Here is an 18,704-nt window from a genome sequence, read left to right as displayed (position 1 = left end):
GGTTGCCGCCCACCGGACGAAACGCCATGCCCCTGCCCAGCGTCGAACACGAAACCCACGCCTCGCCCACCTGGTCGGTGATCTGGCTGCACGGCCTCGGCGCCGACGGCAACGACTTCGTGCCGATCGTGCCCGAGCTCGTCGATCCGTCGTGGCCCGGCGTGCGCTTCGTCTTTCCGAATGCCCCCGTGCGGCCGGTGACGATCAACAACGGCGTGCCGATGCGTGCGTGGTACGACATCAAGGGCATCGCGCTGGCCGACAAGCAGGACGCGGAAGGCATCCGCGCCTCCATCGCCGAGGTCGACGCGCTCATCGCACAGGAAAACGCGCGCGGCGTGCCCACGTCGCACATCGTGCTGGCCGGGTTCTCGCAGGGCGGCGCGATGACGCTGTCGGCCGGGCTACGCCATCGCGAGGCGCTGGCCGGCCTGCTCGTGCTTTCGGCCTACCTGCCCCTGCACGACACGATCGACGCCGAACGCCACGTCGCGAACCACGACACGCCGCTGTTCTGGGGCCACGGCACGGCCGACCCCGTGGTGCCGCTCGCGCTGGGCCAGCAGTCGCGCGAACGGCTCGAATCGCTGGGGTACCGTATCGACTGGCACACCTACCCGATGGCCCACCAGGTGAGCCTGCCGGAGATCCACGACATCAAGGCCTGGCTCACGGCGCGCTTCACCACCGCGTGATCCCCGGCGCGGCGGGCATCCGGCATACTCGCCGCATGCCCGCCGCGCCGCGCCCGTCCACGCCCCTGCCCGATTTCTGCAGCCTGCCCGTGCTGTTCGCGTTGCTCGTCGTCGGCGCGCTCACGGTAACGCTGATGCGCCTGGGGCCGGAGGCCTCCGGCGGCTGGAGCGCCTACAGCGCGGGCGTGCTGTTCACCAGCTGGCTGGCGATCCTGCTCACCGTCGCGTTGTGCAAGCTGCGCGCGTCCATGCAGCGCTTGCCGGGTCATTGGCCTTACGCGGCCGTGTGGCTGCTGCTGGTGGCGCTCACCGCGTTCGCGACGGCCTTGCTGGGCTGGCTCGACGTGGGGCTCGCCCTGGGCGTCGGCCCGGCGGATCCGTCCCGGTTCACGCTCCAGGCCAGCCTCGCCGCCGGGCTGCTCGGGGCGTGCCTGTTGCGCTACTTCTACGTGGTGGCCCAGTGGCAGGCCCGCGTGGCCGCCGAGGCCCAGGCGCAGGTGGCCGCCTTGCAGGCGCGCATCCGTCCGCACTTCCTCTTCAACAGCATGAACACGGTGGCCGCGCTGATCGCCGTCGATCCGGTCGCGGCCGAGCGCACCGTGGAGAACCTCGCCGAACTGTTCCGCGCGGCGCTGGGCGACGAGCGCGAGGGCATGGGCACGCTCGGCGACGAGTGGCGGCTGGTCGAGCGCTACCTCGAGATCGAGGCGCTTCGCCTGGGGGACCGCCTGCGGGTGGAGCGCCACCTCGACGTGGCGGAAACCCTGCCCTTGCCGCACCTGCTGCTTCAGCCCCTGGTCGAGAACGCGATCCGTCACGGCATCCAGCCGCGGGTGGACGGCGGACTGCTGCGCATCGTCGCGCGCCGTGTTCCCGGGGGTGCCCAGTTGTGCGTCGACAACCCGCTGCCGCCGTCGCCCGCCCCGTCGGGTACCGGCCATGGCCTGCGCAACGTACGCGAGCGGGTGCGCTACCACTACGGCGATCGCGCCGAGGTGCGCGACGACGTGCGCGACCAACGCTTCGTCGTCACCGTCTTCCTGCCGGATCTTGCCCATGCGCGTCCTGATCGCCGATGACGAACCGCTCGCGCGCACGCGGCTGGCCGCGCTGCTCGCCCGCCATGCCGACGTGGAGGTGATCGGCAGCGTCGCGGACGGCGAGGCGGTGCTGTCGGCCTGTACCACGCTGCGACCCGACCTCGTGCTGCTGGACATCGAGATGCCGGGCCTTAGCGGTACCGACGCGGCGCAGCGGCTGGCCGCGCTGCCCACGCGGCCGCAGGTGGTGTTCTGCACCGCATACGAGCAGCACGCGCTGCGCGCCTTCGACCTGGGCGCCACCGATTACCTGCTCAAGCCGGTGCGCGCCGAGCGCCTGGACGAAGCCCTGCGTCGTGTCGCCGCGCGGACCGCGCCGGCCGCGTCGCCGGACGCGTGGTTGCGCGCGCGCAGCGGCAACGGCGAGTGGCGCATCGCGCTGGCCGACGTGGTCTACCTGTTGGCCGACGAGAAATACGTCGAAGTGCACCATGCCGGGGGAACCCACCTCATCGACGACTCGCTGCGCCAGCTCGAGACCGCGCACGGCGACCGGCTGGTGCGCCTGCACCGCAATTGCCTGGTGCCGCGCCAGCGCCTGCTCGGCCTGAAGACGTTGCCGGACGGCCGGGTGCTGGCCCGCCTCGACGGCAGCGAGGTCACCCCCGAGGTGAGCCGGCGCAACCTGCCCGCGATACGCCAACTGCTTCGCGGCGGAGGCGCGGCGGGGACGATTGGGGGACAATAGCGCGACACCGACGCGCCACTTCAGGACCCCCATGACCGCACCGCTTCGCATCGCCACGCGCAAGAGCGCGCTGGCCCTCTGGCAAGCCGAACACGTCGCCCGGCTGCTGGGGCAGGCCCATCCGGAACTCGCGGTCGAGCTGGTGCCGCTGTCCACCCGGGGCGATGAGATTCTCGATCGATCGCTCGCGACCATTGGCGGCAAGGGGTTGTTCCTCAAAGAGCTCGAGGTCGCGATGCAGGAGGGCCGCGCGGACATCGCCGTGCACTCGCTCAAGGACGTGCCCGCGGAGCTGGAGCCGGGCTTCACCCTCGCCGCGATCCTCGAGCGGGCCGATGCCGCCGACGCCTTCATCAGCAACGAGTACGCGAAGCTGTCCGACCTGCCGCAAGGCGCCCGCGTGGGCACCTCGTCGCTGCGCCGCCAGGCGCAGGTGCGCGCGCTGCGCCCCGACCTTCAGCTGCTCGACCTGCGCGGCAACGTGAACACGCGCCTGGCCAAGCTCGACGACGGTCAGTACGAAGCCATCATCCTGGCCTGCGCCGGCGTCGAACGCCTCGGCCTCGGCCATCGCATCCGCACCCGCCTCGCCAGCCCCGAATGGCTGCCGGCGCCCGGGCAAGGGGCCATCGCCGTGGAGGCACGCGTGGGCGATACGCGCACCATCGACCTGCTCAAGGCGCTGGACGACGCGCATACGAAGATCGCGATCGACGCCGAACGCGCGCTCAACGAGCAGCTCGGCGGCAGCTGCGCCGTGGCGATCGGCGCGCTGTGCGTCCTGGGCGAGCGGGGGCTGACGCTGCACGGCCTCGTGGGCGACGCGGCGAGCGGCAGCCTGATCCGCGCCCAGGCGTCCATCGAGGGCGACCGGCCGGTGGCGCTGGGCCATGAAGTGGCGGCGTTGCTGTTCGCGCAGGGCGCCGGGGCGTATCTCAAGCCGCAACGTTGAGGATTCGCGTGCGAGGGGCGCCTCCACCCATCGGATCGGCGATCCGGCGACAGCCGGCGTAGGACGAGTGAGGCTGCCAGCCGCGCCATCACGGCGGCGGCCTCACTCGCCCGTCGCCACCGGCTCAGAAGTTGTAGACGAGGTTCGTCGTCATCAGCTTGTCGGTGCTTACCGTGCCCGGCTGCGTGTCGCTGTTGTAGCGGATCTGGTAACCGACCTTCAGCGCCATCTTCTTGGTCATGCTCACCGAGACGCCGATGTCGTTCTGGTAATACTGGTTCTTCGAGCCGGCTTCGACCAGCAGCGTGTCTTCCAGCGCGGTGTTGTCGGTCAGGCGGTATTTGCCGTTGACAAGGCCACGACCCACCACCTCGCTTTCCGCGTTGGGCGTGTAGCGCTCGCTCACCGGCTTGCCCTCGGCGTCGAGCACCGGCGAGCCGTCCGGATTGAGCACGGCGCGGTCCGACTTGGCCGGCTGGTAGCGCTTGAAACCGGGACCGATTTCGAACGAAAGCTCGGCGCGCTCGTTCTTGAGCGCGATATAACCGTAGCCCACCGAGACGATGCCCTGCCACAGGTTGGCGCCGAAATCATCGTGTTCGTAACGCGCCGCGGTCACCACGTAACTGCGCGGATCGAACTTGTAACCGACCGAGGCACCCGTGTCGTACCGGTTGGCCGTGGTGCTGAACTTGTCGATGGTGTTGCCGGCGGCATCCGTGACCGCCACCTCACCCTTCGACCGCAGGCCGTTGAGGAAGAAATTGTTCTTCCAGACCTCGTTTTCCTGGCTCAGGCCCAGCTTGGCGTTGGCGTTTTCCGAACGCGAGTTGCCGCGCGCGGAGGCGAAACCGAATTCGCCCGAGCCGGTCCAGCCCCCGTTCTGCGCGGGGTTGGTGTTGGCATCCTGCGCCGGCGCGGTGGTGGTGGTGGTGGCGTCCTGGGCGTGCGCGGCGAGCGGCAGCGCGGCGAGGACGAGCGTGGCGATAAGCAGTGTTTTCATCGTCTACCCGAAGTGTGTTTGAAACCGATTGTCGTGCGGCCGTCCATACGGCCAACGATGGCGCGCTCCGCGCCGCATCTTCGCCTACTCCGCCGCGACGGCGAGGTAGGCCATGCCATACAGCCGCTGCTCGAGGCACTGACCGACGGCGCAGCTTAACGTGCCTACGCCGGCCAGGAGCCAGGGCAGGTCGTGCTGGCCATGGGCCACCAGCAGCACGCAGGGCAGGCCCACCGACAGGGCGGCTATGCCGAAGCGGCTGCCCAGCAGCGACAGTCCCCACCGCCCGCCGACCACCCGCGCCTCGACGCCGCGCTCGGCGGCGACCCGGCGAAGGGCACGCCAGCGGGCGCCCTCGGCGACGCCCGCCGCCAGCGCCACGCCCAGCAGGACCATCCGCCAGGGATCGCCCAACGCGGCAGGCGCCTGGGTGGCCAGGCACAGCCAGAACCACAACCCACCGGCCAGCGCCGCGGACACCGTCCGGCCCAGCGGCGTCACGTTGGCGATGACCGCCAGCGCCGGCGTCAACGGCCTCATCGCCGCGCGCGCGGTGTAGACCAATGTAGCCAGGCTGCACAGGGTAAGCACCCCGCCGGCCAGGCGCGTGGCCCAGAAGTCGTTCCCCCCGCGCGCCAGCCCGGCCAGGGCCAGCATCGGCAGGTAATTGCCCATCGCGACCAGGCCTTCCCGCGTGGGCATCATCCGTTTGACGGGGTTCCAGCCGTGCCACGCCGGCGCGAAGCGCAGGCGCAGGCAGGTGGCCAGCAGTCCCGTGCTCGCCAGCACCAGACCGATCGCCAGCGGCACCAGTACCTCGCCGCGACCGTCGGGATAGAGCGCCAGCGCCAGCGACGCGCCCAGCACCATCCACAGGCCGTAACCGGCGGCCGTGGCCGTCTGCACGATGGCCACCGGAACGGAAAACAGGCTTTGGGCGTGGCTGGCGTCGACGTGGATATCGTGCCGGTCGAATTCGGCGGACGACGCTTCGTTCGGTTCCGCCATGGTCGGGGCTGGCCTTGGACGAATCGCAAAGCAGCATTTTTGCGCCGATCGGCCCCGGGCGCAAACCTATGTCGTCCCACGCCCTTGCGGACGACCCCGGCCGCCGCCATGCTTGCCCCTCGTAGATAATCGCGTCACACCCGATTCGGTCACACTGTTCAGCGCATCCTTCCCCGCTCCACCTGCCGGCGACACCCATGGACCGCTACGAGCGCATTCTCACCCTGCACCGCCTGCTGAAGTCGGCCCATTACCCGGTGCCGCTGTCCCGCCTGATGGACGAGCTGGAGTGCTCGCGCGCCACGCTCTACCGCGACGTGGCCTTCCTGCGCGACGCCCTGGGCGCGCCGGTGCAGAGCGTGGCGGGCGAGCAGGCCTCGTTTCGCTACGAGGCGGGCGAGGGCGACAGCTTCGAGTTGCCGGGCCTGTGGCTGACCAGCGACGAGCTGGCCGCGCTGATGGCCCTGAACGAGCTCATCGGCCGCTCCGATCCCGGCGTGCTCGCCGGGGCGCTCGCCCCGTTCAAGGCGCGCATCGAGCGGCTGCTGTCCGACCACGGCAGCGGCAAGTCGTTGCCGGTCGATCGCATCCGGGTGATTTCCTGGGGTGCGCGGCGGATGGACCAGCAGGTGTTCCGGGTGGTGGCCGGCGCCACGCTCGAACGCAAGCAGCTGACCTTCCGCTATCGCGCCCGCACGACCAACGCCGACAGCAAGCGCACCGTGTCGCCGCAACGCCTGACCCATTACCGCGACAACTGGTACCTCGACGTCTGGGACCACGACCGCGAGGCGCTGCGCAGTTTCGCCGTCGACCGCATCGCCGAGCCGCGGGCACTGGACACGCCGGCACGCGACGTCGACGACGCCGAGCTCAACGATCTGCTCGCCTCCAGCTACGGCATCTTCGCCGGCAAGCCCAAGGCCTGGGCGGTCATCCGGTTCTCGTCGCACGCCGCGCGCTGGGTCGCCGACGAGCACTGGCATTCGCAGCAGAAGGGCGAGTGGATGCCCGACGGCCGCTATGAACTGAAGGTGCCGTACTCCAACTCGCGCGAGCTGTTGATGGACGTCCTCAAGTACGGCCCCGATGCCGAAATCGTCTCGCCGCTACCCCTGCGCGAAGAGATGAAGATCCTGCTCCAGCTGGCGCTTTCCGGTTACCAGAACGGGGCTGGCCCCTCGCATTGACCGTTCGATGAGTGATTTCGACATCGCCGACCCGGGCGCGGTCCCGGCCATCCGTGCGCTTCCGCGCAAGCCCCGTGTCGCCCTGGCGCTCGGCGCCGGCGCCGCGAAGGGCCTGGCCCATATCGGCGCGATCGAAGTGCTGGAGGAGCGCGGCTTCGACATCGTCGCCGTCGCCGGCACCTCGATGGGGGCGCTCATCGGCGGTATCTACGCCATGGGCAAGCTGGACGTCTATCGCGACTGGGTTTCCACGCTGGCCCGTTTCGACGTGCTGCGCCTGGTGGACTGGAGCTTCTCCGGCGGCGGGTTCATCAAGGGCGACCGCATCATGGCGGCGCTGCGCGAACTCATCGGCGAGGTGAACATCGAGGGGCTGTCGATTCCCTATACGGCCGTGGCCACCGACCTCGACCGCGAGCGCGAGGTGTGGCTCACCCGCGGGCCGCTCTTCGACGCGATCCGGGCGTCGATTGCCATTCCGACGCTCTTTCGCCCCTATGCGCATGAAGGCCGCCGTCTCGTCGACGGCGCGCTGCTCAATCCGCTGCCCGTGTTGCCGTTGATGCGCGAAGACGCCGACTACGTGATGGCGGTGAGCGTGGACGGTGCGGCCGAGTTGCAGAAGGCGCCGGAGAAAGACGTCACGGCGGTACCCGACGCCGGCTACGTGTCGCGGCTGGGGCGGCTGATCGGCAAGGTACTGCCCCAGGGTGCGCCGAAGGTGCGCGACCCGGGCGCGTTCGAGCTCATGACCCAGGCGATGGACCTCATGCAGGCCAACCTGTCTCGGCTGCGCCTGGCCGCGTACCAGCCCGATCTGCTCATCGAACTGCCACGCAACGTGTCGACGGTGTACGAGTTCTACCGGGCCCGCGAACTGATCGCGCTGGGCCGGGAGAAGACCGAAGAAGCGCTGGCCCGGTGGGAGCCTCGCGCGCTGCCCGTGCGCTGAATCGCCGATACGATCGGCTCCAGGCCCTTTGATCGCCCGCGGGTCGGGCTCCTGCCGACGGATCGTGCCCGCGAACCTTCGGGCGCGCAGCGCGGACCACGCCGTGAACGGCATCGGGGGAGGCGGATGGCCTCAGATTTCTTCGGTGCGCGTCACCTTGGCCCGGCGCATCAGCCACGCGACGCCGCGAAGATCGGCCAGGCCGACCCAGAGGCGGTCGAGCATGCCGTACTTCGACGTGCCGGCCGTGCGTGGACGATGGCCCACGGGCACGCTCTGGCTGGCGAAACCCGCGCGCTTGACCAGCGCTGGCAGGTAGCGGTGCATGTGGTCGAAGTAGGGCAGGCGAAGGAACGTGTCCCGTTCGAACAGCTTCAGGCCACAGCCGGTGTCCGGGGTGTCGTCGCGCAGCATGCGCGAGCGCACCTCGTTGGCCACCTTCGACGAGATGCGCTTGTTGAAGCTGTCGCGGCGCGTGACCCGCCAGCCGGCGAAGAGCTTCAGGTCGGGCGCCGCGCCGTCGCGGGCGGCGAGCAGCTTGGGAATATCGGCGGGGTCGTTCTGGCCATCGCCGTCGAGCGTGGCCACCCAGGGCGCGCGCGCGGCGCGCACGCCATTCCACACCGCCGTGCTCTGCCCGCTGCGGGTCACGTGGCGAATGATGCGCAGTTCGGGATAGGTCGCCCGGGCGGCGGTGAGCACCGCGACGCTGTCGTCGGTGCTGTCGTCGTCGACGTAGATGATCTCGAAGTCGATCCGACCGCGCAGGGCCGAGGCGATCTCGGCGAGGAGGGGCGGGATGTTGTCGCGCTCGTTGAAGACGGGCACGACCACGGCGAGGTCGGTCATCGCGGTTCCGGGGCGTAAGGTGAAGGGCGGCATTATCGCCCAACCGGCGGCGGATGGGGCTGCCGCCTGGCCGGCGTGTTCAGATCTGGCCGACCTCGCGGGGTAGCGGGCCTTCGATGGCCGAACGCCACGCGCGAGCCACCGCGTCCATCGCGTGGCGATTTGCGCCGTCCTGCGCCATCACGACCAGCGTGCCCCCGCGCAGGGCCAGTTCACGCCCCTCCCAACCGTCACGGCGGAAGCTCGCATCGGCGTCGCTCATCGTGCCCGGCAGATAGAGGGCCACCACCGGTTCGTCGTTCATGCGGGTGACGACATGCACCGCGGGATAGGGGCCCACCATGCAATCGTGCACGTAGGTGACGCCCGCGGGCGCGGGGCCCTTCAACGGCGCGGCGCGACCGGCGAACCCGGCCGCCACCGCGGCGTCGCTCATCGGGGCGGTCATCGCCAGCGAATCCATTTCCACGGGCATGTGCGCCACCGCGAGGGCGGGCAGCGACGCGCGGTCGACATGGCGCCAGAACATGCCACCCGCCGTCACGGCGATCAGCACGGACGCCGCCATCGCCATCCACGCGCGCCGGCGACCGACCTGGCCACGGCGCTCTGCGGTGGCCTGCGCCAGCAGGATGCGATCGGCCAGGCCGTCGGGCACGGGCACGGCGAGGGCGGCATCGAGGTCGTCTTCGAAACGCTGGGCACGCTGCCAGAAGGCGGCGCACCCCTCGGCGCAGGCGTCACGGTGGGCCATGAACCGCTCGTCGCGGGTGCGTGGTTCGGCGCCGATCCGGCGACGGAAGTCGAGGCAATTCATCGGCGCGCTCCCTCCGCGCTGGCCCGGCCACCACCGAGCATCTGCTTGAGGCGCTGGCGCGCGCGAAACAACTGCGTCATCACGGCGCCCGGCTGCTGGCCCGTGGCCTCGGCGATCTCGTCGCAGCTCATGCCACCGAGCACCTGCATGGCCAGCGGTTCGCGGTATTTGTCGGGAAGCTGCCGCATGGCCTCGCGCACCTGGGCGGCGTCGCCGCTTCGCTCCGGGCTCGCAAACGCGGCGTCCTCGGGCACGGTGTCGTCCAATTCCACGGTATCGAAACGTTTGCGCTCGTAGAGCCGGGCGTGTTCCCGGCGCAGGATGGTCACGAGCCACGGCCGCGCCATGTCCGCGTCGCGCAGAGCGTCGAGATTCTTCCAGGCGCGCAGGAAGGTTTCCTGGACAAGATCCTGGGCGATCGTCTCCGAGCGCGACAACCAGTAGGCGAACCGGTAAAGGTCGGCCGAATGGGCGCGCACCATGGCTTCGTACTGGCGCTGTTTCGGGTTCACGTTCCCTTGGACCGGCGCCATCGGTCTTTCCTTACACCAAAGCCGTCAACGGATCTTGCTGAGGATGCCGTCCAGCTCGTCGGTGCTGTGGTAATGGATGACGAGCTTGCCCTTGCCGCCGCGACCGTGGGCGACCTCCACCCGCGCCGCGAGGCGCTCGGCCAGCTCACGCTCGAGATTGGCGATGTTGGGATCGGCCGGCAGCGCCGACTTCGCCTTGCCCTTGGGGGCCATCTGCGCCTTGCGCGCGGCCTCTTCGAGTTCGCGCACCGTCCAGCCATGTCGGGCGGCTTCCAGCGCCAGCGGCTCGGCCACCGTCGCGGGCAGCGTGAGCAGGGCGCGGGCATGGCCCATCTCCAGCTTGCTCTCGTCGAGCAGCTGCTTGATGGACGCCGGCAGCTCCATCAGTCGAAGGAGGTTGGACACCGCCGCGCGCGACCGGCCGACGGCGTCGGCCGCCTGCTGGTGGGTGAGATCAAACTCGTCGATCAGCCGCTGCAGCGCCTGGGCCTCTTCCAGCGGGGTGAGTTCCTGGCGCTGGATGTTTTCAATCAGCGCCATCGCCAGCACGGACTGCTCGGGCACGTCCTTCACCAGCGCGGGGATCTCGCTCATCGAGGCGCGCTGGGCGGCGCGCCAGCGGCGCTCGCCCGCGATGAGTTCGTAGCTGTTCTTGCCGATGGCGCGCACCACCACGGGCTGGATCAGGCCCTGGGCCTTGATCGACGCAGCCAGTTCGTCGAGCGCCTCGTCGTTCCAGTGGCGGCGCGGCTGGTATTTGCCGGCCTGGATGTGATGGATCGGCAGGGTGCGCAGCTCGCCTTCCTGTTCGATCACCGAGGGCGGAGCGTCGGGGCCCGCGCCACCGCCGAGGAGGGCGTCGAGGCCACGGCCGAGACCACGTTTCTTCGGTGCTGCCATGGGTGCTCCTTAAGGCGTCGTCGGTGCCGCGTCGTCGGCGTGGCTCGCCGCGGTGTCCACGCCGGCGTCGTCGCCCGGGCCCTGGGTCCGGGCGCGGTCACGGCGGATGATCTCGCCGGCCAGGCCGATGTAGGCGATCGCCCCGCGCGAGCCGCGGTCGTAGAGGTGGATCGGTTGCCCGTGGCTGGGCGCCTCGGCGAGGCGGACGTTGCGCGGGATGATCGAGCGCAGCACCTGGTCGCCGAAATGCTGGGTCAGCTGGGCGGACACCTCGTTGCCGAGGTTGTTGCGCACGTCGTACATGGTCCGCAGCAGGCCTTCGACCTCTAGCTTCGGGTTGAGCCGCTGGCGCACCGCCTGGATGGTATCGAGCAGGCTCGACAGACCCTCGAGCGCGAAGTATTCGCACTGCACCGGGATCAGCACCCCGTCGGCGGCCGTCAGTGCATTGAGCGTCAACAGGTGCAGCGACGGCGGGCAGTCGATGAGGATGGTGTCGTAGCGCTCGGCGACGGTCGCCAGCTGCTCCTTCAGGCGCTGCTCGCGCGCCATGCCGTCCATGAGCTTGAGTTCGGCCGCGGTCAGGTCACCGTTGCCCGGCATGAGGTCGAACCCCGCCTCGGTGCGCACCAGCACCTCGTCGATCGTCGCCTCGTCGAGCAGCACTTCGCAGCCGTTGGGCTTGGCCTCGTGCTTGTCCACGCCCGAGGCCATCGTGGCGTTGCCCTGCGGGTCGAAGTCGACGAGCAGCACCTTGCGCTTCGCCGCGGCGAGGGCCGCGGCGAGGTTCACGGAGGTGGTGGTCTTGCCGACGCCGCCTTTCTGGTTGGCGACTGCGATGATGCGGGCCATGGAGGGTGGATAGCTGCCGTGCGCGGAAAGGGCGCTAGCGTAGCATCCCGCTTACCGGCGGGCGATCCGTCGACCGATGGCTTCGGGTCACGGAAGCGGCGGGGCGGTCTACGCGGCGCGGCGCACGACCACCAGGTGCCGCTCGCCCTCGACCCCGGGCACCGCCAGGGTGTGGATCGCCTCCACGCGGAACCCTTCGGGCACGCCGGACAGCTCGTCATCGGGATGCTTGCCCTTCATCGCCAGCCACACGCCGTCCGGCGCCAGCAGGTGCCCGCCCCAGCGGAGCATGTCGGCCAGCGAGGCGAAGGCCCGCGCCGTGATGCATTCGAAGGTGCCTTCGACCTCCTCCACGCGACATTGCAGCGCCCTGGCATTGCCGAGCTTCAGCGAGCGGATGGCCTCCCGCAGGAAGCGGACCTTCTTGCCGTTGGAATCCACCATCAGCACCTCGCGCGCCGGCTCCGCGATCGCCAGCGGGATGCCGGGCAACCCTGGCCCGGTACCGAGATCGGCGAGGGAGCGGCCCCGCACGTAGGGCACGATCGTCAGCGAGTCGAGCAGGTGCCGGGCGACCATCTCGCGGTCGTCGCGGATCGCGGTGAGATTGTAGGCGGCGTTCCAGCGCTCCAGCAGCTCGCGATAGTCGAGCAGGCGCGCCACCGCCTCGTCGGGCAGGGTAAGGCGAAGGTCGGCGATACCGCGTTCAAGCTGGTCACGGAGGGCTTCGCGCGCGGTCATGCGGCACCTGGTAACGGGTGGGGGCCGCAAAGTATGAAAGTGCCGGCGCGTCGGCGCCAGCACGACCGACTCAGGCGGCGTCGAGCTCGACGCGGGTGACCAGCATGCCCCGGCTGCGCAGCGAACCGTTGACGGCGTGCTTGAGCTGCGTGCCCACCGCACGTCGATCGGCCGAATGCGCCGTGGCGGTGTCTCGCAGGGCGGCCACGACGTTGCGGCGGATCAGCTCCGGCGCCTCGTCGATCACGGCGTCGACCGCTTCGGGCTCGAGTACCTGCCAGTAGATCGTGCCGCCCTCAAAGCGCAGCACCTGCCCACCGAGGTCGATCTTGTGGGTGACCCGGTCCAGGAGCGGAAGCACGAGATGGGTGCCGGCCGTGAGCAGCACGGGGGCCCGACCGACCCGGCGCACGCTGTAGACCTGGCCCTCGGGCACCCGGCGTAACGACGCGGCGGCGAGGGCAGCGGCGGAAACGACAGCGGCGATGAGAAGGCTGGTCAACATGATTGCGACTTCAACGGCTTACGGGCTTTTCCTGCGGCGGCGCGCACGACAGCGATGCACGTCGATGATCACACAGGGGTGTTAATCCTAATTTAACGAGGGCCCTTAACACCAGTTTCACCCAGCCCCCATATTCAGTTAGCGGACGGGTTGGTCAAAACTTGAGCAGTGATTAATTCTTGCTCAGCCGTTTTGGTGTCCTGCCGGCCACCGAAAGCCATTACGATTCGCCCTTTGCCACATATGCAGGGATCGCCATGGGGTTCGACAGGGGCACGTTCACTGCGGAGCGCGAGCGACGGATCAAGCTGGGACGGGCCTTCGAGGAAGAAGTAGCCCATGCCTACCGCGAACGTGGCTATCTGGTCACGATCACCGGTTCCCAGCAAGGCGACGGACGCCGGGGCGACGGCGGCATCGACCTGTTCATCCGCCGCGAAGACGATCCGCATGCGCCAACGGTTGCTGTGCAGTGCAAAGCATGGAACAGGCATCCGGTGGAGCGGAAAGATGTCGACGAGTTCGCCAATGTGGTCAGGCGCCAGGCCGGTGTCGATCAAGGCATCCTGATCACAACGAGCTGGTTCAGCCGAAAGGCGTCCGAGATCGCGGCGGACAGTGCCCTGACGCTGATTGACAGCCGCCGGTTGCGCGCCGAGCTTGGCATCGATTCGGAAGCCTTTCACGAACGCTTTCCAAAGATCGCATCGGTTCCAGCCCCGCGTTATATCGAGACGGCGCCATCGTCGCCGCCGCCCAGACCATCCGTGTCCAGCGCACCCCACGTGTCCGTGGTCTCGAAGCCGGTGGCTCGGCGCAGCCATCGCTTGGCCCTGGCGGCGTGCTTGCTCGCCTTGGCAGGGGGCATTGGCTATGCCGTGGCACGCCTGACCTCGTCGACATCGACCGCACCGGTCGTGCAGGCGCCAGAACCCGCCGCCGCGCCCATCGGCACGAAGCCCGTGGCCACGAAGCCCGTGGCCGAATCACCGCGCGTGGTCGCAAGGAAGCGTACCGAGCGGCACAAGCCCGATACGCCGCCAGCGGTGACCCGACCCGAGGCCGCGGAGCCCGTCATCTACAAGTCGGCCGACATGAGCGACGCGGAGTTCGCCGCCTGGAAGCGACGCAAGGCGGAACGCGAGCAGGGAGCGGCCGACGGTGGCGACCGTTCGCCACCGCCGGATCCGGCTTATGTCGACGGCCCGCACGCCGAAGGTGTGTCATCGCGAACCATGCAGGTGATCCTCCGGGGCAATGGTCGCTGACGTCAATTCGATTTGACCGGACGGGCGCAAATGATAACAATTATCAATCAGCCCTTGATCGGTCGTGCCCATGAACGTCCTCGGTTGCGTGGCGGCGATTACTGCCATGCTGCTCGTCTACCTCGCCTCGCCTAACCAGCGCGCCCTGGCGCGGCCGATGGGGCGTGGCGCCAGGGTAGGAGCGAGCCTTTTCGCGGTTCTCGCACTCACCGCCTGGATCGCCAGCGAGACCACGCTTCCCGGCATTTTCTCAACGCTGAGCGCGCTGATGCTTGGCGCAGTGATTTTCCCTTACCTGCTCTGGCTGTTCCGTCCGGCCGGCCAACGGAAACCCCGCTGATGCTCGCCAAGACCTTCGCCGGCATCGTGCTCGGCTTGCCGCTGTCGCTGGCCGTGATATCGCTGGCCATCTGGATCTGGCCGGGGTCGAGCGAGGCGGTGGTCATGCCCTTCTATGTGGCGTTCTTCCCGCTGTGGGTCGCGGTCATGGCGGCGACCTACCTGTTCCGCAACGGCGCGCGCGCCTGGGCCTGGCTCGCCGCCGCCAACGCGTGGGCATTCGCCGCACTGTTCGCCGCCAAGCAGCTGCTGCCGGGATTGTGACGATGAAAGCCGCCACCCTCCGCACCTTCAACACCGTGCACACCTGGACGGGCCTGCTCGCCGGCTTCGCGTTGTTCGTGGCGTTCTACGCCGGCGCGCTCACGATGTTCCACGACGAGATCGACACCTGGGCGTTGCCGAAGGCGGAAGCCGCGCACGACGACACCATGCGACGCGCGGCGCTCATGCTCGACGGCATCGTGGCCGCGCATCCGGCCGCGCGCGAACAGGTCGGCGTGACGTATCCCGCACCCAAGGCCCCATCGCAACAGGTGACCGCCTACTGGCTCGACAGCGACGGCTGGAAAACACAGACGCTCGCGCAGAGCGCACCTCACGACGCCGAAGACCACGAGCACGGCCTCGCCGACTTCGTCTACGAACTGCACTACGACCTCGGCATCCCCGAGATCGGCATCTACGTGATGGGCATCGTCAGCGTCATCTACGGCCTGGCCCTGCTCACCGGCCTGCTGATCCACCTGCCGCATCTCGTGCGCGACCTCTTCGCGCTGCGCCCCGGGCACAACCTCAAGCGCCTGTGGCAGGACGCGCACAACGTCATCGGCATCCTCAGCCTGCCGTTCCACATCGTGTTCGCTGTGACCGGGGCATTGCTATGCCTCACCACGGTGGCCTTGCTGGCGTTCAACACCGTCGCCTTCGACGGCAAGCTCATGGGCGCCTTCGATCGCATGACCAGCGCGTTGCCGTCCACGCAAGACAAGGGCGGCACCGCCGCGATGCTCTCGCCCGCCGAACTGGGCGCGCGCGCGCGCCGTGCCGCCATGGGCGCCGGCGCCGCCGATTTCGAGCCCGACTACATGCGCTACGTGCATTACGGCCACCGGGGCGCCGCCGCGGAGGTACGTGGCACGTCCACAAAGACGCTCGGCGAATACGGGATGGTGGCGCTTGACGCGGTGGACGGCCACGTGCTGCGAGTGCAGGTGAGTGGGGCACGCGATGCCAACCACGCCACGTACTCGGCCATCTTCGGCCTGCACTTCGGCACCTTCGGCAACGTCTCGCTGCGCTGGCTGTACTTCATACTCGGCCTCGCCGGCGCCTTCCTGTTCTATTCGGGCAACCTGCTCTACATCGAATCCCGCCGCAAGCGCCGCCAGGCCGACCAGCCGTTGAAGGTGCGTGCGATGGCGACGGCCACGGTGGGCATCTGCATCGGCACCTGCCTTGCGATCTCGGCGGCTTTCGTCGCCAACGTGCTGGGCCCCCTCGTCGGCAGCGAACCGACGGCCTTCGTGCAGCCCGTGTTCTTCATCGTGCTGGCCGGCGCGGTGGTGTGGACCTTCCTACGCCGCCCGGCACGCGCGGCCGTCGACCTGCTGTTCGCCACGGCCCTCGCCAGCGCCGCGGTCGGCGTGCTCGACATCACGTTGCATGGCGACCGCCTGCTGCGGAGCCTGGCCGAAGGTCGCTATGGTGTCCTGGGCGTCGACCTCGTCGCCATCGCGATGGGCGTGGGCTTCGGCTGGCTGGGCCTGGCGACGCGCAAACGCGTGCGCGACGGCGATCCGTGCAGCGTTTGGTACGGTCGCGACCGAACCACGTTTACTGATGACGTGCGGGTTGTCTAGCCATGGAAGATGTAGCGCACATGACCTGCCCTCATATGCCGGACCAATGATTACTGCCGAAGTCCGGCGGGTGGGTAAGCCTTCGATCTCCCCGCTGAGCCATGACGCGTCAAGCCGTGACATTCCTCAACCGCCTGGCTCCCAGCAGTAATTCAAAGACCTTTTTTTGGTTACCGGATTCCAGACCGAAGTAATACGTCTTCCGCGGATTCTCTTGAATTTGCACGATGGCTCCAATCCCATCCTTGCAAAATTGAATCTCGCGGCGCACGGAAATTTTAAGCTTTAGCGACTACCCTAACGTGCGCAGCTCGGCGGTATAAAAAGCAAAGATTTCCTCATCCGTTGCCGACGAGTCAAAACTCGCGCCTGCTCCGGCCAACGATAACTTGTCGAAGATCCTGGGGCTTTCCACCATGCTGTCACCAGGTCTCTTCGCAATAGCCGACCACTCGGAGGCCAACCGACCTCCCGGAACAACACCCTTCGTATCGTCGATAAGCCAGCCGTGTACATGCGCGTAAGCAACGACAGCCATCAATACCCCTAAGGCTGCAAGTAGCCAGGCATTCTTTGATTTTTCCAACCTAATCTTCCGTTGATCGCAAGAAATGAAATTGAACGCGGGTAGTCCACTGACATTTGTAAATCAGTAACACAGCAGCGAGGGGCAAGCTACGGCAACGCGTAGCAAACTCACCATTCGCCTATACGCGCATGCCCTTTCCCTTATTTTTCGCACCAGGCGACATGCTTCGAATTGCGCGCCCAAATCACGCCCAGATAAAGCGAATCAGCGCCAACGCTGCCCCGCCCATCAAGCACAGTGGCAATGCCACCCTTACAGAGCTTCACGTAGACAGTCCCGCCATCTCTCTGCTGGTTGTCTTTTACTTCCCACTGTTCGTCGACAAACTGCTTCGTCAGTATTTTAAAAGCGGAGGCCTTCGATTCAACCAAGACGTATCCATCCAAACCGACCGCCCCGCCGCGAGGGAAGTATGATCGACGATTCAGTGGGCTCCTGCCGATCGCGGTTGCTGCAGTATCGTAAATGGATTCGAGCTGTGACCTTCCTGGCTCTCCAGGCGCAGGTACTTTTGCAGCATGCTCCATCTTTACGCCGAGAGAGACAACAGCGGCGACCGCCAGGCAGCACCATGTACCGAGCAGAAGCCTATGCCTAAGTGCCTTCTTCACCATCACCCAAGCACGGCGTCGGCAGCGAGAAGGAGATCGAGCGGTTGCGCTCGGCCTACATCGACGCGCAGAACGAGGCGGAAGCGCTGTCGTCGCGCGATGACGCGGCGATCAAGGCTGTGCTGGCTAAGCCGATCTAACCGCTCATTCAAAGAATAACGCCAGCACAAGGCGGGCGTTTCTCTGCTCCGATAGCCCGATGTCATGTGCTCTTGGCGTTGAACCAGTGATGCCAATTTATCAGTCTGTCGAGTCGTAAATGTTCAGTGCCAGCTCGATGCCACGCTCGCCTAGAGCCTGCAGGCGCTCCGGCGGCAGAGATATCCCATCATTACCTGATCCCATAAAGAGTCCACAGAAGAGATCTACGCTGAAACTCCGACGAATGTCCGCCCACACATCCCGGTCATTCGTCAATTTGCCCAAGATCTCATCGATCTGCCCACACAGATCTTCTGGTTCGCGAGTCTGCGCCTCTAGCCTCCACATGCCCGTTCTGGCAATCCGTACTTGACCGCTAGACCGCCCAAGAATCTCATCACCCTTTTGCTGAGAATCAGTGGGTTCACTCCCCAGCATCCGGCTGACTTTGTCTGGTACGAGTAAGTCATCAGCAATACGCAAGGTGGCACGAGAACGTTCAAAAGACGGTATATTTCACCTGCTCATCGTCAGAGGCACACTGGCCTTCCGGCCCGACATCCAATTTGGCACATCACTTGGACTTCACATCATCCAAGTCGCCTACAACCTCTCCGGTCCGATCGACCACATCTGCTGTTTTCGGGGGTGGGTCACCACCACCATAGAAGGACAGCCAATTCGTGCATCTACACTTGGGAGTAGATGACTCATTTGCTTTTAAACAAGTTCCTAGTCGACCAGGAACTTTTTCACGCGCTGGTTTAAGAACAAATATGCACTCAGAGCAGCAACTTGCAAAACTGCAAAAAGGAGGTCATATAGATAGCTTTTACCAGAATATTCCGCAGCGTTGATCAAATCAATAAAATAACCTGCAACATACAGCGCCGCGAATCCTGAGATGTACGCCGCTCGACCGAACCGCCGCGCCTTAAGTAGCAATAGTCCTCCACTAGTGAACAGGCAAATAGCTACGGTGAACAACAGCCCGCTTCCGTTGGTCCACCACTGTTCTATTCCAATCCTTCTTGACCACCTCCCAAAACTTGAGCCGCCTTAAAGTGGAAAAATCGGCGTGTTTGGGTCGGCCCGAAAGGCCTCGGCGA

Annotated in this window: 23 protein-coding genes and 1 pseudogene; 11 read left to right on the top strand and 13 right to left on the bottom strand. The window is 67.1% G+C overall.

The genetic code is table 11. The features are described from left to right. Window positions 1-26 precede the first annotated feature (26 nt). From PI246_RS15625 to hemC, 4 genes are read left to right on the top strand one after another with little or no spacing between them, the layout of a single operon-like run. Window positions 27-695 (top strand): alpha/beta hydrolase, encoded by a 669-nt coding sequence (locus PI246_RS15625; protein ID WP_320552243.1) that lies wholly within the window; start codon window positions 27-29, stop codon window positions 693-695. Between the two features lie 35 nt (window positions 696-730). Next, window positions 731-1,774: a sensor histidine kinase gene (locus PI246_RS15620; RefSeq protein WP_320552242.1), complete on the top strand. Its 1,044-nt coding sequence runs from the start codon at window positions 731-733 to the stop codon at window positions 1,772-1,774. Beyond that, the gene (locus tag PI246_RS15615) at window positions 1,752-2,483 is read left to right on the top strand and encodes a LytR/AlgR family response regulator transcription factor (protein ID WP_320552241.1); all 732 of its coding nucleotides are present in this window, start codon (window positions 1,752-1,754) and stop codon (window positions 2,481-2,483) included. The genes PI246_RS15620 and PI246_RS15615 overlap by 23 nt, the downstream gene beginning before the upstream one ends. Before the next feature lie 31 nt (window positions 2,484-2,514). Further along, window positions 2,515-3,435, top strand: coding sequence for a hydroxymethylbilane synthase (hemC, locus tag PI246_RS15610; protein WP_320552240.1), 921 nt, complete (start codon window positions 2,515-2,517; stop codon window positions 3,433-3,435). A 124-nt stretch (window positions 3,436-3,559) separates the two neighbouring features. Here hemC and PI246_RS15605 read toward each other — a convergent pair whose 3' ends face one another. Continuing rightward, a complete protein-coding gene (locus tag PI246_RS15605; RefSeq protein ID WP_320552239.1) occupies window positions 3,560-4,438 on the bottom strand; it encodes a DUF481 domain-containing protein in 879 nt (292 codons plus the stop codon). An 84-nt stretch (window positions 4,439-4,522) separates the two neighbouring features. Further along, window positions 4,523-5,446 (bottom strand): hypothetical protein, encoded by a 924-nt coding sequence (locus PI246_RS15600; RefSeq protein WP_320552238.1) that lies wholly within the window; start codon window positions 5,444-5,446, stop codon window positions 4,523-4,525. 197 nt (window positions 5,447-5,643) lie between these two features. On the opposite strand from PI246_RS15600, the gene PI246_RS15595 reads away from it, so the two are divergent. Beyond that, window positions 5,644-6,636 (top strand): helix-turn-helix transcriptional regulator, encoded by a 993-nt coding sequence (locus PI246_RS15595; RefSeq protein WP_320552237.1) that lies wholly within the window; start codon window positions 5,644-5,646, stop codon window positions 6,634-6,636. 7 nt (window positions 6,637-6,643) lie between these two features. Further along, entirely contained in the window at window positions 6,644-7,588 is a 945-nt protein-coding gene (locus PI246_RS15590) for a patatin-like phospholipase family protein (RefSeq protein ID WP_320552236.1), read from the top strand. Window positions 7,589-7,720: 132 nt separating this feature from the next. Here PI246_RS15590 and PI246_RS15585 read toward each other — a convergent pair whose 3' ends face one another. The 7 genes and pseudogenes from PI246_RS15585 to PI246_RS15555 all read right to left on the bottom strand — a co-directional run bounded on the left by PI246_RS15585 (window position 7,721) and on the right by PI246_RS15555 (window position 12,785). Further along, complete coding sequence (locus PI246_RS15585) at window positions 7,721-8,437, bottom strand: glycosyltransferase (protein ID WP_320552235.1); 717 nt, start codon at window positions 8,435-8,437, stop codon at window positions 7,721-7,723. Window positions 8,438-8,516: 79 nt separating this feature from the next. Then, window positions 8,517-9,254 carry a DUF3379 family protein gene (locus PI246_RS15580; protein ID WP_320552234.1) on the bottom strand — a complete coding sequence of 246 codons (738 nt, stop codon included), beginning with the start codon at window positions 9,252-9,254 and terminating at the stop codon, window positions 8,517-8,519. Beyond that, a pseudogene (locus PI246_RS15575) lies at window positions 9,251-9,793 on the bottom strand (sigma-70 family RNA polymerase sigma factor); the annotation flags it as partial. The pseudogene PI246_RS15575 and the gene PI246_RS15580, both read right to left, overlap by 4 nt. Before the next feature lie 18 nt (window positions 9,794-9,811). Next, window positions 9,812-10,687 (bottom strand): ParB/RepB/Spo0J family partition protein, encoded by an 876-nt coding sequence (locus tag PI246_RS15570; RefSeq protein ID WP_320552233.1) that lies wholly within the window; start codon window positions 10,685-10,687, stop codon window positions 9,812-9,814. A 9-nt stretch (window positions 10,688-10,696) separates the two neighbouring features. Next, entirely contained in the window at window positions 10,697-11,539 is an 843-nt protein-coding gene (locus tag PI246_RS15565; RefSeq protein ID WP_320552232.1) for a ParA family protein, read from the bottom strand. 108 nt (window positions 11,540-11,647) lie between these two features. Beyond that, window positions 11,648-12,280, bottom strand: a complete 633-nt coding sequence (gene rsmG, locus PI246_RS15560; protein WP_320552231.1) for a 16S rRNA (guanine(527)-N(7))-methyltransferase RsmG — start codon at window positions 12,278-12,280, stop codon at window positions 11,648-11,650. Window positions 12,281-12,350: 70 nt separating this feature from the next. Continuing rightward, entirely contained in the window at window positions 12,351-12,785 is a 435-nt protein-coding gene (locus PI246_RS15555; RefSeq protein ID WP_320552230.1) for a hypothetical protein, read from the bottom strand. 179 nt (window positions 12,786-12,964) lie between these two features. Between PI246_RS15555 and PI246_RS15550 the strand changes: the two genes are divergently transcribed. From PI246_RS15550 to PI246_RS15535, 4 genes are all read left to right on the top strand, one after another. Then, window positions 12,965-14,053, top strand: coding sequence for a restriction endonuclease (locus PI246_RS15550; RefSeq protein ID WP_320552229.1), 1,089 nt, complete (start codon window positions 12,965-12,967; stop codon window positions 14,051-14,053). Between the two features lie 70 nt (window positions 14,054-14,123). Next, complete coding sequence (locus tag PI246_RS15545) at window positions 14,124-14,393, top strand: hypothetical protein (protein ID WP_320552228.1); 270 nt, start codon at window positions 14,124-14,126, stop codon at window positions 14,391-14,393. Further along, a complete protein-coding gene (locus tag PI246_RS15540; RefSeq protein ID WP_320552227.1) occupies window positions 14,393-14,656 on the top strand; it encodes a hypothetical protein in 264 nt (87 codons plus the stop codon). Before PI246_RS15545 ends, PI246_RS15540 begins: the two co-directional genes overlap by 1 nt. 2 nt (window positions 14,657-14,658) lie before the next feature. Beyond that, window positions 14,659-16,254 (top strand): PepSY-associated TM helix domain-containing protein, encoded by a 1,596-nt coding sequence (locus PI246_RS15535; RefSeq protein WP_320552226.1) that lies wholly within the window; start codon window positions 14,659-14,661, stop codon window positions 16,252-16,254. Window positions 16,255-16,546: 292 nt separating this feature from the next. On the opposite strand, the gene PI246_RS15530 is transcribed toward PI246_RS15535, so the two are convergent. Continuing rightward, window positions 16,547-16,840, bottom strand: a complete 294-nt coding sequence (locus PI246_RS15530) for a BAR domain-containing protein (protein ID WP_320552225.1) — start codon at window positions 16,838-16,840, stop codon at window positions 16,547-16,549. 143 nt (window positions 16,841-16,983) lie between these two features. Then, window positions 16,984-17,214 carry a hypothetical protein gene (locus PI246_RS15525; RefSeq protein WP_320552224.1) on the bottom strand — a complete coding sequence of 77 codons (231 nt, stop codon included), beginning with the start codon at window positions 17,212-17,214 and terminating at the stop codon, window positions 16,984-16,986. A gap of 227 nt (window positions 17,215-17,441) precedes the next feature. Between PI246_RS15525 and PI246_RS15520 the strand changes: the two genes are divergently transcribed. Beyond that, a complete protein-coding gene (locus PI246_RS15520; protein ID WP_320552223.1) occupies window positions 17,442-17,594 on the top strand; it encodes a hypothetical protein in 153 nt (50 codons plus the stop codon). A 100-nt stretch (window positions 17,595-17,694) separates the two neighbouring features. On the opposite strand, the gene PI246_RS15515 is transcribed toward PI246_RS15520, so the two are convergent. After that, window positions 17,695-18,078, bottom strand: coding sequence for a DUF4279 domain-containing protein (locus tag PI246_RS15515; protein WP_320552222.1), 384 nt, complete (start codon window positions 18,076-18,078; stop codon window positions 17,695-17,697). Between the two features lie 249 nt (window positions 18,079-18,327). After that, entirely contained in the window at window positions 18,328-18,582 is a 255-nt protein-coding gene (locus PI246_RS15510; RefSeq protein ID WP_320552221.1) for a hypothetical protein, read from the bottom strand. Between the last annotated feature and the right edge of the window lie 122 nt (window positions 18,583-18,704).

This window comes from Luteibacter sahnii (genome assembly GCF_034063545.1).
GTDB lineage: Bacteria > Pseudomonadota > Gammaproteobacteria > Xanthomonadales > Rhodanobacteraceae > Luteibacter > Luteibacter sahnii.
The sequence above is the reverse complement of the archived record's forward strand: the minus strand, read 5'-3'. Positions and strand labels throughout refer to the sequence as shown.